Origin of the sequence: Methanolacinia petrolearia DSM 11571 (genome assembly GCF_000147875.1) — an archaeon.
Taxonomy (GTDB): Archaea; Halobacteriota; Methanomicrobia; order Methanomicrobiales; family Methanomicrobiaceae; genus Methanolacinia; species Methanolacinia petrolearia.
Window position 1 is genome coordinate 2,276,911 of record NC_014507.1, and the last position, 16,684, is coordinate 2,293,594.

General features: G+C 52.5%; 16 protein-coding genes. 2 read left to right on the forward strand and 14 right to left on the reverse strand.

The features are described 5' to 3' along the window. Positions 1–5 precede the first annotated feature (5 nt). Positions 6–1,208 carry a methionine adenosyltransferase gene (locus MPET_RS11425; protein WP_013330190.1) on the reverse strand — a complete coding sequence of 401 codons (1,203 nt, stop codon included), beginning with the start codon at positions 1,206–1,208 and terminating at the stop codon, positions 6–8. 184 nt (positions 1,209–1,392) lie between these two features. Next, entirely contained in the window at positions 1,393–2,142 is a 750-nt protein-coding gene (locus tag MPET_RS11430) for a hypothetical protein (protein WP_187287555.1), read from the reverse strand. A 267-nt stretch (positions 2,143–2,409) separates the two neighbouring features. Between MPET_RS11430 and MPET_RS11435 the strand changes: the two genes are divergently transcribed. Next, a complete protein-coding gene (locus tag MPET_RS11435) occupies positions 2,410–3,195 on the forward strand; it encodes a carboxypeptidase-like regulatory domain-containing protein (protein ID WP_148222230.1) in 786 nt (261 codons plus the stop codon). 10 nt (positions 3,196–3,205) lie between these two features. Here MPET_RS11435 and MPET_RS11440 read toward each other — a convergent pair whose 3' ends face one another. The 10 genes from MPET_RS11440 to MPET_RS11490 all read right to left on the reverse strand — a co-directional run bounded on the left by MPET_RS11440 (position 3,206) and on the right by MPET_RS11490 (position 13,858). Continuing rightward, positions 3,206–4,003: a DNA integrity scanning protein DisA nucleotide-binding domain protein gene (locus MPET_RS11440; RefSeq protein ID WP_013330193.1), complete on the reverse strand. Its 798-nt coding sequence runs from the start codon at positions 4,001–4,003 to the stop codon at positions 3,206–3,208. Positions 4,004–4,045: 42 nt separating this feature from the next. After that, complete coding sequence (sucD, locus tag MPET_RS11445) at positions 4,046–4,912, reverse strand: succinate--CoA ligase subunit alpha (RefSeq protein ID WP_013330194.1); 867 nt, start codon at positions 4,910–4,912, stop codon at positions 4,046–4,048. A gap of 1 nt (position 4,913) precedes the next feature. Next, the gene (locus MPET_RS11450; protein WP_013330195.1) at positions 4,914–6,023 is read right to left on the reverse strand and encodes a succinate--CoA ligase subunit beta; all 1,110 of its coding nucleotides are present in this window, start codon (positions 6,021–6,023) and stop codon (positions 4,914–4,916) included. 12 nt (positions 6,024–6,035) lie between these two features. Next, positions 6,036–6,572 (reverse strand): 2-oxoacid:acceptor oxidoreductase family protein, encoded by a 537-nt coding sequence (locus MPET_RS11455; protein ID WP_013330196.1) that lies wholly within the window; start codon positions 6,570–6,572, stop codon positions 6,036–6,038. Further along, positions 6,569–7,378, reverse strand: a complete 810-nt coding sequence (locus MPET_RS11460) for a thiamine pyrophosphate-dependent enzyme (protein WP_013330197.1) — start codon at positions 7,376–7,378, stop codon at positions 6,569–6,571. Before MPET_RS11460 ends, MPET_RS11455 begins: the two co-directional genes overlap by 4 nt. Beyond that, a complete protein-coding gene (locus MPET_RS11465; protein ID WP_013330198.1) occupies positions 7,375–8,478 on the reverse strand; it encodes a 2-oxoacid:acceptor oxidoreductase subunit alpha in 1,104 nt (367 codons plus the stop codon). Before MPET_RS11465 ends, MPET_RS11460 begins: the two co-directional genes overlap by 4 nt. Next, entirely contained in the window at positions 8,475–8,747 is a 273-nt protein-coding gene (locus MPET_RS11470) for a 4Fe-4S dicluster domain-containing protein (protein ID WP_013330199.1), read from the reverse strand. The genes MPET_RS11465 and MPET_RS11470 overlap by 4 nt, the downstream gene beginning before the upstream one ends. Before the next feature lie 74 nt (positions 8,748–8,821). Further along, entirely contained in the window at positions 8,822–9,379 is a 558-nt protein-coding gene (locus MPET_RS11475) for a FumA C-terminus/TtdB family hydratase beta subunit (protein WP_013330200.1), read from the reverse strand. After that, positions 9,376–10,209 (reverse strand): fumarate hydratase, encoded by an 834-nt coding sequence (locus tag MPET_RS11480; protein WP_013330201.1) that lies wholly within the window; start codon positions 10,207–10,209, stop codon positions 9,376–9,378. Before MPET_RS11480 ends, MPET_RS11475 begins: the two co-directional genes overlap by 4 nt. A 1,051-nt stretch (positions 10,210–11,260) precedes the next feature. Beyond that, the gene (locus MPET_RS11490; protein ID WP_013330202.1) at positions 11,261–13,858 is read right to left on the reverse strand and encodes a PGF-pre-PGF domain-containing protein; all 2,598 of its coding nucleotides are present in this window, start codon (positions 13,856–13,858) and stop codon (positions 11,261–11,263) included. A gap of 750 nt (positions 13,859–14,608) precedes the next feature. Here MPET_RS11490 and MPET_RS15380 point away from each other — a divergent pair. Further along, positions 14,609–14,983 (forward strand): hypothetical protein, encoded by a 375-nt coding sequence (locus MPET_RS15380; RefSeq protein ID WP_187287556.1) that lies wholly within the window; start codon positions 14,609–14,611, stop codon positions 14,981–14,983. 405 nt (positions 14,984–15,388) lie between these two features. On the opposite strand, the gene MPET_RS14890 is transcribed toward MPET_RS15380, so the two are convergent. Then, entirely contained in the window at positions 15,389–15,580 is a 192-nt protein-coding gene (locus MPET_RS14890) for a hypothetical protein (protein ID WP_083773185.1), read from the reverse strand. A 556-nt stretch (positions 15,581–16,136) separates the two neighbouring features. Then, a complete protein-coding gene (locus MPET_RS11505) occupies positions 16,137–16,655 on the reverse strand; it encodes a 50S ribosomal protein L16 (RefSeq protein ID WP_013330206.1) in 519 nt (172 codons plus the stop codon). Between the last annotated feature and the right edge of the window lie 29 nt (positions 16,656–16,684).

The window sequence follows — 16,684 nt, forward strand, 5'->3', positions numbered from 1 at the left end:
TTGTATTAGAAAGTCTTTAATTCACCGCGGATTACCCTCTCGGTAATTGACGCGATATCGGCCAGCCTTTCGTCGATTATCGAATTGATATCCTTTTCGACCGAGGTGCTGCACTCTTCTTCGGCGATGTACTGCGCACTTGCCACGAACGGCTGGTCGATTGGCTTTCCTATCTGCGAGAGAAGGCGGACGTAGAGATCGTCAATTCCGTCGATCTCGTTTACGCACTGCGTTGCGATCTCGGTCGAGAGAAGGTTGTAGATCTTTCCTATGTGATTTATCGGGTTCTTACCGCTCGTTGCCTCCATGCTCATCGGCCTCTGTGGAGTAATGAGGCCGTTGCAGCGGTTGCCGCGACCGACGGATCCGTCGTCGCCCATCTCCGCCGAGGTTCCGGTAACTGTAAGGAAGATGCTTCCCTTGTCTACGCGGTCGCCGGTGTTTATCCAGACGTTGACCTTACGGTCGGTGCAGCCGGATGCAACCTTCTTTACTTCTTCGCCTATGAAGCCGACTGCATCGACGTAGTCGTCCATCGAGCCGCAGAACCTGTCGATCATCGGGACGCAGAGCGTCAGGTTGATCTCGTTGTTCTGCCGGAGTCCCATAATCTTTACATCAGTTCCGATTATGGGGTTCTTGGGCCTGACATTGTTGTCGATGTGTTCGCTTACCCTGAGGATTATGTTTTCAAGGTCGCTGAAGGGTGCGTGGCCGATACCGAACGAGGTGTCGTTTGCATGAGGTACGGGATTGTCGCCGCATGCCCTGAAGACGTCGCGGAGATCTGACGACCCGACTCCCATCCTGCAGTCAACGATTACGTCCCTCTCCATATCGAGGAACTGGAGCGTCTCCCTGAGATAGTTGCGGGCTGCCTCGACTGCAATGGCGTCGGTGGGGATGGTCTTTCCCTGGAAGTCCTTCGTCGCACGGCCGGTAAGTAGGATGTAAATAGGCCTTGTTACATTTCCACCGCCGAATTTCGGTATGGACTCTCCTGCGACGACTTCGCCCTGGTCTGTGTTGTGGTGAAGGACCGCATCGCATTCTTCAAGGTATTTCCTTGAAAGGGCCCTCGATACCGCCTCCGCGATTCCGTCCGCAAGACTGTCGGGATGACCGATGCACTTCCTTTCGGCAATCTCTATCTGCTGCTTTTCTATTGGTGTCTGTGTAAGTTTCTCAACTGAGATGTTTCTCTGCATAACTTTCTCCCAAAAGACAATTCTATATTACTTTAATTCAGTTATACAATATATTTTGCTTATTGAATATTACTATGAGTAATACGCGGAAGATTGTCGCCTGCCGCATATGACAGGGGAAAAAAGGCGGCCCGTGTTTCCGCAATGAAAAATATTTAGTTTCAGGGGAATAATGCGGCGGAATTCAGCCCCTGACTCCGGCGCCTTCCGTCATTTGATCGGTGTCGAACTTGCCGCCGGTAAGATATCCTGTAAGAGTCCCCCAGATCTCCGATGCTTTCTTCCCGATCTCATCGAATATCGACATTACTGCACCGACTGCCCCGGTTTCGCCGCTTTCCGTCTCTATCGACCATACCGAACCGGATGAAAATGTCCTGCCCGAACCGAGACTGAAGAATTCGATCGTAACCTGCGAGCCGTCTTCGCACGACACCCGGTCTCCGACGAGTATTATTTCGCCTACTTTAGCAGGGAGGATGCGATCGCCCCTCTTGATATAACAGCTGCCGCTTACCGAATCGACCCTGCCTGCTTCATGGTCGGTGTCCGCGGGAAGGTACAGAGTCTTCACCTGTCCGTCGGCACTGCCGGCCGAAGAACCGGATTTTTTGAACAAAACTGCAAGGCCGTCGGTCCCTCCCCCGAACATCTGCGATGCGGACCTGTCGGAGAGCGAAATGTCGGCATACGCACCTCTCTGCAATATCAGGATGTCACCGTCTTCGATCGAATCCCCGGCGGACGCAGGAAAGACGTCTGTCCCACGAGTTATTGTAACCGAATACGATCCGATCTCGGGCACCGTCGTAACAGAGACGATCTTTCCGAGAGTCGAACTGTCGGTATCGACCGTCATCTCGACGTTCTGGTATGCCTGTGCGGATACGGGCACTATCGCAACCGCCGCGACCAAAAGAACGATCAATAACAATACACGAGAAAAGGAAAATCTCATAAAATTAAAGCTCTTTTTGCGTATATTAATTTAGTCATTTATATAATGGATGCCACATTTTACATTTAGTAAAACAATCTTTCTAAAATATGCCGGGGTACTCAAAGGGTTATAGCGAAAGTAATGATTAAGGACTGAATACACATCCTCCACCGGTGCAGGATTTGCGGTTTCCTGAGGAGACGTAACCTGCCACCGGTGGTTAGAATACAGTGTAGAACCTGAATTTAATTCATGAGGAGGATGAATAAAATCAAAACAATTAGCATAGGAATACTGCTATTGCTGCTCCTTTCATCCGCCCCGGCTTCTGCGTCATCCGGCGGGTCCGATCAGCCCTTATCGATCAACATCACCTCACCGGAAAACGGAACGAGTTTCAACAGCGACGTCGTTCCCCATGAGGTCAGGGTCATCGCCGACATCTCCTCAAAGTATGCGATTGCAAACATAACCGTCGACAGCGGTTGGGAGACCGTTGAAGCCGGTCCCTCCTCTCATATTGAAGAGTCCGTCCACGTGGAAAGCGGTGGGGAAAATTCTATTGTTGTCACAGTCACGGACGAAAAAGGCAATTCGGTATCCGAAACAACTACATTTACAATAATTACCGGACCGCCGCTTTCGCCCGGATATACAATCCAATATGCGGTATACGGAGAGGTCACGGACCCGGAGGGTGAACCGCTGCAGGATTGCCGGGTGACGATAAACTCATCAGTCTGGCTCGATTTTAACAACGTTCCTTTAGGATCAACCAGCATGACAGATACCAGTGGCAATTACCTGATCGAAAATGTCTACGGCCCTGAGCTTATGATTACGGCGGACAAAGAAGGCTTCAGGCGGTATAGAAGTGTAGAGAGTTTCGACAACACCAGCGTCGAATTCAACATCGTCATGGTGCCGGAGGAAAAAGAGTCGCCCGGTTTCGGTTTTATCACAGGAATTTCCGGGATCGCTTTTGCGGCCATTTGTGTGATATTTATCCACGCAGGAAACAGAGCACAGAGATCCCTTGAAAAATAAAAAGTGAGATTTAACGTATCCTTATATCAGACCTGATGGTCAGGACACAGGCCCCGTCCCTGAACACCCTCACGATTCCGCCCGACTCCGACACCGTAACACCCACCACAGGGAGATCCATCGTAATCGCCGCAGCCGCAAGGTGCCTTCCGCCCATTCCGCCCGGAAGCTTCACCGTTCCGGTATTGATATTCAGGTACCTTCCCGCCGAGACGATCTGCCCTTCGGTATTTACGATAAAAACACCATCGAGCTGGGCGAACTCCTTTATGCTCTCCCAGTTGTGCTCGTTCTTGATGTTGCAGTCCTCCGGCTTCTGCCCCTTGTACGGGTTGATAATCGCCTGGTAAGAGTGGGTATAGATCTTGTTCTCGTCGCCGATGATGAACGCAGTTCCGATATTGCGCCCCTCCCGCCCCTGCCGGGAGATCTCCAGGGCCACCTTCAGCACCGCCGACATCACATCCCTCGGGATGATATCTTCGAAGCTCCTGACGTTGATAAACGAACTCCCGTCCTTGATATCGAACGTAATCAACGCATGCGGGAAGACTCCGACGACAATCCCCTCCTCGAACTCTTTGGCGAGGTATATCTGGACGGCGGCATCGTTGAGATGTTTCTCGGAGACCTCAAGGATATCGTGCATGGTCAGGTCCTTTAGGACATCGAGCTGGAGATCCTCGACCCAGATCACCGGAATACCGGATTCGAATTCCAGTGGAGAGAGGAAGGAAACGATCGCTTTGGCACCCGTCTTCGCGGCCAGATCAGCCGCAGTCTGCATCATAAGAAGTTCGGAATTCACTAATCTAACATCCCGGCTGATACCTAATAAAATTTATCATTATTATAAAAGTTCCCTGATGAGAACAGGAATGTCGGACGGCTTTTCCGCCACTGTTATCCCCATAGATTCGAGACGGCGGATCTTGGACCCCGCGTCGCCCTCCCCTCCGGCCACGATCGCGCCGGCATGACCCATTCTTTTCTCCGGCGGAGCGGAGACCCCCGCAATATATGTGACTAGCGGAAGGTCGGTATAGGACGCACCCTCCTCTTCAAGGTTCCCGCCGACCTCACCGATCAAAACGACCGCCTTAGTCTCCGGGTCGTTCTCGAACCTCTCCAAGACATCGACGAAAGTCTCGCCGATCACGGGGTCGCCGCCGATCCCGACGATCGTACTCTGCCCTATTCCCGCACGGCTGAGCTCGTTCACGACCTCGTACGTCAGGGTTCCGCTCCTCGAAATGACACCGACATTGCCTCTCATCGCCAGCTGTGCAGGCATGATCCCGAGCTTCAGCTCGCCCGGCGACATCGTTCCCGGACAATTCGGGCCGATGACGCTGCATCCTTCCAGTCCGGCGTATGATATCGCCTTAATCGTATCGTGAACCGGAATGTGCTCGGTAATCGCGACAACGAGATCGAGGCCGTTGTATGCCGCCTCCATGATCGAATCTCCCGCCGCAAAACCGGGCACGAAGAGGACGCTCACCGATGCGTCGTGTTCGAGGAGGGCTTCCCTTACCGAGTTGTAGACCGGAACCCCGTGGACATCCTGCCCGCCCCTGCCCGGCGTAACACCCGCAACGACTCCCTTTCCGCCCACCGATTCAGCGTACTTGTTCATCAGTTCGATATGGAAGGCTCCCTGCCTTCCGGTCGCACCCTGGACGATTACGCCAGTATTTTTATCACCGTATATCATCTCAGTCCGCCTCCTCTACCGCGAACTTTACAACCTCTTCCATCGACCCGAGCATCCTGTACCCCTTCTCCGAGAGGATCTTTTTGCCCTCGGCCTCGTTTGTTCCTGCAAGACGGACGACGACCTGCTGGGAGACCCCCGCCTCAACGATCCCGGCGGCCACCTCGTCGCATCTCGTAATTCCGCCGAGGAGGTTGACGACGATGACCTTCACGCCGTCCATTCCCGAGACAAGCTTCACTGCACTGCAAACCCTTCCCCGGTCCGCTCCGCCGCCGACATCAAGGAAGTTCGCAGCCTTGCCGCCGAAATACTCGATCATATCAAGGGTGGACATCGTAAGTCCGGCCCCGTTTCCTATAACGCCGATGTTTCCTTCAAGCTCGACGTATGAGAAACCGAGATCCTCAGCCAGCCTCTCGCGTTCCGTCAGGTCGCGATTGACCGTGATCCCCTGCCTGCCGAGAGCGTTGTCGTCGACGATGATCTTCGCATCCGCCGCATAAACTCCCTTCCCAGTCGTTACAAGCGGGTTGATCTCAGCGAGGATAGCATCGCTTTTGCAGAAGACACGGTAGAGCGACTTTATTACAGGAGCAAGCTCCTTCGGGGCGTCCCTGACAAGCTCCCTCATCATGAAGTCCGGGATATCGTCGAGCATCGGGGAGACCCTGACCCTGTGGAGTGCACCGGGATTATTCTTCGCCGTCTCCTCGATCTCCACTCCGCCTTCGGCCGAGAAGAGGATCACAGGCGCCTTTTTGGACCGGTCGAGAGTGATGCTCACATAATATTCGCCCGTTATCGGGAGCTTCTCCTCTACGAGGATCGTGTCGACAAGGACGCCTTTGATATCCTTTGCAAACATCGCGGCCGCTTTCTCGGGTGCATCGCCCGCAGGACAGATCACGACCCCGCCAGCCTTGCCCCTTCCGCCGACTTCCACCTGGGCCTTGATGACGACCTCGTCTCCGAGTTCGCATTCTTTTATCCCGGAATTTATTTTTCCGCCCGTTCCGTCACAGTCGGTTTTTTTTACGACAAAACCCTTCGCTACCGGGATTCCGTATTTTTTAAAAATATCCTTGGCCTCGTATTCCAAAAGCTTCATTATTAAACCTCGTTAAAACTCGCAGTTCTCCCCGAGTTCGAAACCTGCGTTAAGAGCATCCATATTCAGTTTCTCGGTGCCCTTCGGGACGCTGTCCATAACCGCCATCTCTATGGCGCCCCTGCTGACGACTTCGGTCGCGGAAACCAGTGCACCGAGCATAATTATATTCGCGACGATCACCTTTCCGAGATTCTTCTTCGCCGTTCCTGTCGCGGGGATCTCGGCATAAGGGCACTCCGGCCTCGAAAAGACGAGATCCGAATCGAGTAGCATCCTCGCGTCCGCTCCGGCCTTAATACCGTACTTCTCGTAACCCTGCTGAGACATGATCACGTAGATGTCGGGACTCCGCACCTTCGGGTACAGAACCTCATCGTCCTCGATGATAACGGCGCTCATCGAAGCTCCTCCGCGGGCTTCCGGCCCGTAGACCTGGGTCTGGACCGCGAACTTGTTGTCGTATATCGCGGCTGCCCTGCCGAGGATCACGGCGGAGAGGATAATCCCCTGCCCGCCGAAACCGGAGAACAAAACCTCGTTCCTCATTTACGTTCACCCCTTACGCCGAGTGCGGGCCTGTAGCGCTTCACGAACTCGCCGACCGTAAACTGGCCGCCCGAAAGCATCTGCCCTTCGGCCTCCATCCTCTTCGCCTTATTCAGGAGAACGGCGTTGTCCCTCAGGTACTCAAGCATCGAGGTCGTCGTCCTCAGTTTGTTCCTCCGCCCGAACGACGTCGGGCACTGGGTCATCGCCTCGATGAACGACAGGCCGGGGGTCTCCATTCCGGTCTTTATCGCCTTCGTCAGCTCCTTGACGTGGTAGGAAGTCCACCTCGCCGAGTAGTTCGCACCGGCCGCCTCCGCAAGGCGTGCCAGATCGAAGACAGGCTCGGCCGCTCCGTAGGGAGTCGTCGTCGATATCGCACCGACAGGCGTGCACGGGCTGCCCTGTCCGCCGGTCATACCGTAGATCATGTTGTTCATGCAGATGACGGTCATGTCAATATTACGCCTGCATGCATGTATGAAGTGGTTGCCGCCGATCGCCGAGAGATCTCCGTCGCCGGTGAATACAACCACGTCGAAATCCGGGTTCGCCATTTTCACTCCGGTCGCAAAGGCGAGAGCCCTGCCGTGAGTCGTATGGAGGGAGTCGGTCGTGATGTATCCAGGCGCCCTGGACGAGCACCCGATTCCGGATACGAATATCGTATTGTCTATGTCCCAGCCCATCTGCATTATGGCTTCAAGTGTGCAGTTTATGACCGTCCCGTTGCCGCATCCCGTGCAGTATATGTGCGGCATCCGGTCGTGCCTGTACCATTCCCCGACTGAGTCTACAGGGGTCATCGGGAGTTCCCTCCCATCGATGCGAAGAGCTCTTCGGGCGTGTGCATCTCGCCGCCGAGCTTGGGTATAGATTCCACTTCCACGTTCGTGTGGCGCTGGATCTCCCTTGCGATCTGGCCCATGTTCAGTTCGGGAACGATGAACTTCGATGCGTTCGGGAACTTCTTCAGCGACTCCTCGGGGAACGGCCAGACGATCCTGATATTCAGGTGGCCGATCTCCATATCCGGGTGGTCGTGCATGAGCTGCCGGACCGCACGTCCCGGCGGGCCGTAGGTTATGAAGACGATCTCGGCGTCCGGGTTGATTACGTCGTAGTCGGCGATCTCGTGCCTCTTCGACTCGATCTTGTTCACGAGGCGTTTGACGAGATCGCTGTGGAGTTCGCAGTTGGTCGTCTGCGGGTAGCCCCTCTCGTCGTGGGTGAGGCCGGTGACGTGCACCCTGTGGCCCTTCCCGAAGACGGGGAAGCCGGGGATCATGTCGGCTTCGGGCTCGAATGGGAGCATGCCCTCCTTCAGCATCTTCCTCGGTTTTATTTCGACCTCTTCGGGTATCGTGATCTTCTCCCTCATATGCCCGATGATCTCGTCGGACATCACGAAGACGGGACACCTGAACCTGTCGGCGAGATTGAACGCCTTTGCCGTCAGGTCGAACATCTCCTGGACTGTGGAAGGGACGAGGGCGATCGTGCCGAAGTCGCCGTGCGAGCCGAACCGGCACTGCATCATGTCTCCCTGTGCCGCCATAGTCGGCTGGCCGGTGGAGGGCCCGCCCCTCTGTATATCCACGATTACAAGCGGGGTCTCGGTCATGACCGCATACCCGATGTTCTCCATCATCAGCGAAAATCCAGGTCCGCTCGTCGCGGTCATGGAGCGTGCACCTGCCCATGACGCCCCGATTATCGAGGAGACGCTCGCGAGCTCGTCCTCCATCTGAATGAACGTGCCGCCTTTCTTCGGCAGCATCTTCGCCATATGCTCGGCTATCTCGGTGGACGGAGTGATTGGGTATCCCCCGAAGAACGTGCATCCTGCTGCAAGGGCTCCCTCCGCACAGGCGATGTTGCCCTGCATGAATTCAATTCTGCTCAATACTCGATCACCACCTTCATGGATTCGTAGGGTTCTTCTTCGACCCACTTTATCGCCTGGTCAGGGCATGTCAGCTGGCAGACGCCGCACAGCCTCCTCCCGTAAAGGTTTGCCAGCCGGCAATTCGTGCATCTCTCCGGCCTGTCGAGGACCGGAACGACTATGCCCTTTTTGTTAAGCTCACTTCCTTCCTGGAAAATATTGTAGGGGCAGACCATTGTACATAAATTGCACCCTTTGCAGAGGTTCTGATCAATAACAAGTTTCATGGGCACGACCTGGAGTATTATACTGCTATATTATTGCTTCTTTTAATTACTAAATAGTCTCTTATTTAACATGATTAATCGGTAGGGAACCCGGACCCGAATGCCTTTTTCGCACCTGCGATGACCCCGGAATAGAGGTTTCCGCCGTGTGCGTCCATAGCGACGGTGAGCGGGAGCCTGTCGACTTCGATCTCCCAGATTGCCTCGGCCATGCCGAGATCTTCATAATATACGCCTTTTAGTTTCATCTTCGAGGCTGCGAGTGCGGCGCATCCGCCGGTGTACGCAAGGTAGACTGCCCTTCCTTTCATGAGCGAGGATACTTCGTCGCTCATTCCGCCTTTTCCTATGAATGCACTGACACCGGCATCGAGGAGGAATTCGCAGAGCGGGTTCATCCTGGCGGATGTCGTGGGACCGGCGGCTATGATCCGGCCGCCGGCGACTACGGGGCCGCAGTGGAATATGACTGCACCTTCGGGGTCGAATGGTATTCCCGCCTCCTTCATCCTGAGATGGGCTTCGTCGCGTGCGGTGTAGATCGTGCCGGAGAGCTCGACCCTGTCGCCGGCACGGAGGTCGAGGACTTCCTCTCCGAGGGGGGTTTTGAGCTGTATCGCTCCGGGATTCATAGTTTCACCTCCACTGTGGCCCGCCGGCATGCCCAGCACTGGACGTTTACTGCGACGGGGAGGGAGGCGGTGTGGCAGTGGCCCTTCTTCACCTTCACGGCGATGCAGGTGGTGTCTCCGCCGAGGCCCATCGGCCCGATACCGAGTGCATTTACGGCGTCGCAGATCTCCTGTTCGAAATCCGTCATCTCGTCGACTGGCTGGAGCAGGGCCTCTTTCGCAAGTGCGGTGACGCTGTCGAATGTTCCGCCGATGCCGACCCCGAGGACGACCGGCGGGCAGGGCCTTCCTCCGGCTATGAGCATGGTTTCGGCGACGAATTCTTTCACCTTCGAGGTCTCGGAGGGAAGGAGCATCGCCATCCGGGACATGTTCTCGCTTCCGCCTCCTTTGGGCATTGCGGTGATGGTGAACTTGTCGCCGGGGCGGATATGGATCGCGGGGGTTTCGTCCCCGAGGTTGTTGCCTGTGTTATGGCGTGTCAGGGGGTCGACGGCGTTTGGTCTTAAGGGAACGCTCTTCGTCGCTCTCTCCACCCCGTCGCGGATTCCGAGAAATATTTCGTCCGTGAACGGGACTTCCGGCGGTATGGTGACATAGAATATGTGGAGCCCGGTGTCCTGGCACAGCGGGAGGCCGAGCGTCTCCGCCTGCCTGATGTTCTCCATGATATTCGCGTATTCGGACTTTGCAATCTCCCGTGTTTCACGGGCGATTGTCTTTTCGAACGCACGCATGAAGTCGGCGGGGAGCGTGATCTCGGCCTCCCGTATCGCCTCTTCTGCGGCTTCAGCCACTTTTTCCCTGAGCATCGCTATCACTACAACCATATCGACTGATTGTCTCTTTTAATACAACGACATTCTTCCTGAAGAACATTTTTCCGGGGGAGGGGTTTTGGGTTTATGATAGAGGGAGGGGGACGGCTCCCCCTCCCTTTGACCCTCCGGCTCCGTGTATTCTTTTTGGCCGTTTCAAAGCCCGGATGAAACCTAGCTAGCTATTATACCATGTTTTACGTTTTCCAAAAGTTTTCTCTCCCGGCCGGGACTACCCGGATGGATAGCGCCCAGGTCGGGTTATCGTCATTGCGCAAATTCGCGTAGCGAATTAAGCAGAGGGCTGCCCCGTAAGGGGCTTATTTCCTCTAACAAATTTAAAAAAGCTCCGAATTAACAGGCAGGGGATGGTTCCCCCTCATCACGATAGTCGCTATCAAGGACCGGCAAGCATCCCCCCGTACTCCAAAATTTTCTTTGGCATTTCAAGTTCCCGGATAACCTTCGGTCACCGGTTTATACCATATTTTACATTTTTCTGCGCTGTAGAGAACGCATCTCTTTTTAGAGAATTCTATTATGAACCAAAATCTGATCTCTTCTCCTTTCCTGTTTAATCGCCCGACCGCTTTTCCGGGTATTGCTCTGAATGTGAATTGTGAATACAGGATTTCTGCGAGGCTGAAATTTGAATAAAAGAGGGGCAATTACCCTTTTCGGGTCTGCCTCCTCCCTAAGGAATTAGTGGAGGTTGTATGAGTTTTGAGGTTGAGGACCCGGGGAAGAGTCCTCTTTTGGTGGGGGGTTTGGAGTATTATGAGTTGTTTCTTCTTTATCGATAGTGTCATTGCAGGAGTCCTGGTGCTCCCTTAACACTCTGATCAATAGATTGTCGGTCGGGTATATAAATGAAGAAAATGCGAAGGATTATTTCATTTAACCCGCGGGTTATAAGATTGAATGGGAGCCGTTTTGGAACGTGGCACTTGTGTTGCCTTCGGAAAAATTTCTATTTATAAATTGAAAGGGCGGGGAACGATTCCAGTTCCCTTAGCTCTCTAATAAATTCATTTTATTTTAACTCCCTGCCCCATCAGTCCTGTTATTCCTCTTTTTTCCTGCGGGGGGCAATCGCAGCAATTGCGATTATCGCGATTACGACAAACAGCACAGGAATTACAACAGGCATCCCTGCCTGCTGTTCTTCCGTGCCGCCCGGATTATCCGTTGCCGCAGTCGATTCTGCGGGAACGTTCGAAGATGAAGAGGTGCTTACCGCAGTTGCAGCCTTCGTGGATTCCGAAGATCCGGAAACGGCAGCCGAATCTTCTGATACAGCGATTGCGAACCACGAGAAAGACGGAGTTTCAGCACTGTAATAATAGTAATTACCGTCTTCGCTGAGGAATGTAGTGGGAAGATTCTCCCATTCTCCCGTCTCCTCGTTGTAGTGAAGCATTACTATGTCGGTGTAATCGTATCCGTTGGCCGTCATCCAGCTCTTTTCAACCTTAAAATTAAATGTTCCGCCGGACAGCTCGGAGTTGTCGGCATAATAGAGTTCCGCATTCTCGTACTCGTAGACGTTTGTTCCGGGGTTTCCTACCGACGACGGAACCGAGAGTTTTCTCTGAACCGTTATCATCAGTTTTTTGATATCGGTCCCTGCCGTGATCGATACTATATAGACCGCACCTTTGTCCAAATCAAAGGAGACTGTCTCGCCGGCCTTAATATCGGTCGCGAATCCTGTTCCGGTATCGAAATTCGATCCACCGCTCCCGCTCCGGGAGGATGAACCACCGGATGAAGATGCCGGATTAACGGTAATGTAACCCGCCAGGGATTCGGTATCGTTCCCCAATCCGTTGCTGACCGTCAGGTTGACAGTGTAGGTTCCTGCCGACAGGTATGTATGTGTGGCGTTTTTTAAGCCCGGGTTGGTAGTGTTGAACCATTCGCCGTCCCCGAACGACCAGTTCCAGCAGGTCGGAGAACCGGTGGAGGTATCGGTGAACGATACGACGAGCGGAACGGTCCCGGATGTAGGCGATCCTGTGAAAGAGGCCGAAGGAACAGGCGATACAATGAGAGAAACGTTGACAGTCTGGTCATCCAGCGTGGCACTGAGATTCGTCGTCCCTAAACCGTCCGGGGTAAAAATACTCTCGTTTATTCCTGATATCAGGTATCCGTTTGTTACCGATAAATTGCCGGAACCCCTTGCGATATCGAACGACAACGGGATTCCGTCGGGGACATGCCCGATGCCCGAAGTGTCCGTGCCGGCGGAGTTCCACGTCAGGTTGGCCCTGACAGTCGAGGTGCCGGCCGGCGTTATGGAAGACGGATCAACGATTGCCCCGAGTACGAGCCACGGTTCGACGAAAACATTACTGGAGTTGAAACCCGACGACGGGTTGTTCGTGCCCCACCAGTTGTTCGTAGCATTGAAGGTGCCGGTGGAATTGACCGTTTTTCCACTACTGCTGCAATTATAAATCCTGGAGAAATGCATCTCACCGGTGCCGGATGAATTGATCGCGTTGCCGTTGTATGCCGTGCAGCCGGTCAATGTCGAATTAGTGACTTCGATGGTGCCGCCGATTAAATCGATCGCACCGCCGTTGCCTCCCTTTGCCGTGCAGATATTGAAAGTAGAAGAATTAATGACCGTGACACCACCATCGGAATAGATCCCGCCGGCGTTACCGGCCGTTGACGTGCAGTTATCGAACGTGGAATTGGTGACCGTGACGGAAGTTGAATATGAATTGATCGCGCCGCCCCTTACTTTTGCCGTGCAGCTATCGAACATGGAATTGGTGACGGTGAAGCTGCTACTGGAAGATGATTGTGTATGGATCGCCCCGCCGTAACTGGTCGTTGCCGTGCAGCTATTGAACGTAGAAGAATTGATGACCGTAAACGTGCCACTTGAAAAGATCGCACCGCCATCTCTTGCCGTACAGCTGGTCAATGTGGAATTGGTTACGGTGATGTTGCCGCCTGAATAGATCGCGCCGCCGTCGCCTGCCTTGCAACTCTCGAAAGTAGAAGAATTGATGACCATGACCGTGCCGCTGCCTGAATAGATCGCGCCGCCCGTACAATATGAGGCGATAGGTGTCGTACAGCTTTCGAACACAGAACTGGTGACAGTGACGGTCCCAGATGAATAGATCGCGCCGCCGTCGATTGTCGCCGTGCAGTGGGTGAAAGTAGAATTGGTGACGGTGACGGTGTTGTGTGAATGGATCACGCCGCCGTCGTCGGAAGTTGCCGTGCAGCTTTCGAACGTAGAATTAGTGACGGTGACGGGTCCGATTGTAACAATCGCGCCGCCGTAACCTCCCCTGCCGTTCCTGAGTGTCAGGCTTTCAATACTGAGCGAATAACTATAACTGTCTGCGATAAAGATCCTTCCCGATCCCTGCGCATCGATTATGGTATCCGCCGCACCGTGGCCACCCGATGTATTGGCCTTTATTGTCGTGCTGTTTGAGAGGGTGATCGAATTTTGGAAATAGATCCCCGGCTCAAGGATGAGCGTTCCGCTGTCGCCGACACAAAGAAGTGCAGCGGCGATCGAAGATGAATTGTCGATCGTAACGGTTGAAGCCGACACGGGAACTGCGAACAGCAGAACGAGAAGAAAGAATATGCCCGTAATTATCCGGGTGTTTCTCTCTGCCGTCATAAGAAACCGCTCCCGGTCAGAAGGCGGCAATGACCCGGATTTTCTTTTTTTCTGTATTTTCCGTATGTTGGGTTCCGGAACGAAACCGCCCCCGCGGGCAGCCCGGACAAGGGTGTAACTGTGCTGACGACTGGCATATACAATTGCCTCCATTGAAAATTTACAGACCTGAGATTATTGCTACATTATTGAGTACAGCGCTTAATCTCTGAGTGTAAGGTATTTTTCAGATCGACACTTAAATAACTTTTGCAATTCTTTTGACATTCAGCCGGCACATCGATTAATAATAAATATATAAGTATTCGATTGATATCCACTTTGACACACAATACATGATTTTCGATTCATGTAAATCAGGGATGGGCAGGCATCCCTCCGGCTCCGGGAATTTTCTCCTTTAGCGTTTCAAAATACAAGATGAAATCTGACTGTCTTTTACAACTTTTTTCACGTTTTTAAACTGGTTTCTCCCCCGGTCGGGGCTACCCGAACGGGTAGCGCCCAGGACGGGCTATCATCTTTGCGAAAGTTCGCATAGCGAACTGAGCATCGGGTTGCCCCGTCAGGGCTTAGGCCCAGATAAATTCCTGAAAAAATGTCTGATTAACACAGCAAATCTAACAAATTTCAAAAAAATTCCCCACTGTTAAATCCAATTCTCAATTTATTCCACGAATTCCGATTTAATATTATAACAACTCCCTTCCCTATCCTTAACAGGTAACGAAATCGCACCCGATGATAATAATGAAAGATACAAAAGAAAGAATAACCGGGGAGATCAGCGAAGCGGCCGGAACCGTCCCCCTCTGCCTGATCAAGCAGGCACTCTCCAAAGAGATCCGCGAACTAAAATACGCGATCGTCGATCCGGGTGGAGATGTCACACCGGGGTCGTCATTAGTTTGCAGCTTTGCAGCAACTTTGCAGCAGGTTTGCAGCACGTGCTGCAAAGTAAAAAAGAGACGGAGGACGATTATTTTACTGAATTCTATGCATTTGAAAGAGATATTCACTCTACGAACAGTACTTTGCGGAAAAATTCCAAAGCACAGGAAGCAGATCGTAAGGATTTATCTTCATCCTGTTGTGTGTGTGCGCAGGGGTTTGCTGCAAACATAAATCAAAAACGGTTGTATATTTTAGAAAATTAAAAAACATGTGATTATAATGATTTGTTACTTTGCGGAAATGTGCTGCAAACTGCTGCAAACTTCCGCAAAGCTGCAAATGTACCGGGTAATTTGTCAACCGGAGATGTAAAAAGTTCGACTCTTCCTCTTCCCGGTGTTCTCGACCATCGGGATTTTGAGAGAGTGAATAAAGATCTCGGGAAATGTGATCTCTGCGGAGAAGGGCGGGCCGTTTTTTCTTCGCGGGAATTGAAGATGAGTGTTTGTGAAAGGTGTTTCGGGAGGTTGTTGAGGGAGTATTTGAGAGAGGGAGAGAAGGGGGTCGGATAAAAAATCTAAAAAAATCAATCGCCCGCGAGGTAAAATGCGTTGCCGGAATAAATACCGGACGGTTTCATTTCGGGGCCTGTGTCATCCGGTCCCTGATCTCACCGAGGACGAGTACACCGGTCGCCAGGATGAAAAGGATCGCCAGGCAGCCGGTGACCAGGGTCAGGAAGGGGAAAGATCCGGTTATCAAATCCAATATGATTCCTATGATGAACAGGCAAAAGGGCAGGGATACGCCAACTCCTTCATTTATCATAGTTTATGATAAGGCCCGGGGAGAGATAACCGCATCGCAGGGGATTTGATGATTGCTTTCAACGGAATTATTATGATCCTGATCAATATTTCCGGTCGTTTTGCCACGACCGCCGATTTCGATGATGAATAGAACCATAACGTTGTCCTCAACGGTCAGGATGATGCGGTACCGGCCGACCCGGTAAGAGTACAGAGGCAGACTATTGTGTCCCTTCAGCTTTTTGACATACGACCCGGGGTATTGTTCATTTGCGAGATCGGTCAGTTCAGCATGACTGAAGAAGGGGAGATGATCTTGTATGTCAGCAGACTCATCGAACCCGCAGGATGTACCGGATGGAAAAATAGACCGGCATGAATAATTTTTCTGATGCTACATCCCCACCGAAGAATCCGATTAAGGATTTAATTAATTCGCCCGTTTAAAACAGAAAACTGCTTCTATGCCTGACGAATCATTTTTAAAAACCAATAAAGATCATCAGCTCAGGAAAAAACCAAACCAGACGAATCAAAAATATTTAGCGGGCATTACACCCAAAAAAATATTTAATTTAAATTTGTGCTGACTTTGACTTCTCGACGACGATACGGGTCGGTGTCGGAAGCTTGTAGCCTGCACTCCGCAGTGCGGCCTTTGCCTTTTCTGCATATGCCTCAGTAGTGTAGATAGTGAATACCTTCTGCTGGGGGTGAACGCGTGCCGCCGTTCCGACAGCCTTTCCGAACGCCATCCTCATTCCTTCGGACACACGGTCCGCACCTGCACCGGTTGCCTGCTTGTTCTCGCGGAGAACCTGGTGGGGGAACGTACGAAGCTTGAAGTGATAGTTCATCCTTCCGATATCCTTCTGCAGTTTACGGTTGACGCCCATACGTGCGGCTTCAAGAGCCTTGTTCTGAATCTGGCATGCTTCCTCTGCAAGAATAGATACTTCTACAGGGAACTGTTCCTTAGTGTTGCCCATGTCGAACTGGACGACCTTTGAACCGGGCACACCACCCATATATTCTCGCCTTGTATACGCCCTTTTTGAGATGGCTCTGTACATTTTTGCGGGTTTTCGTACCATATTAAAAAACTCCTCGCTATCTGAATGTG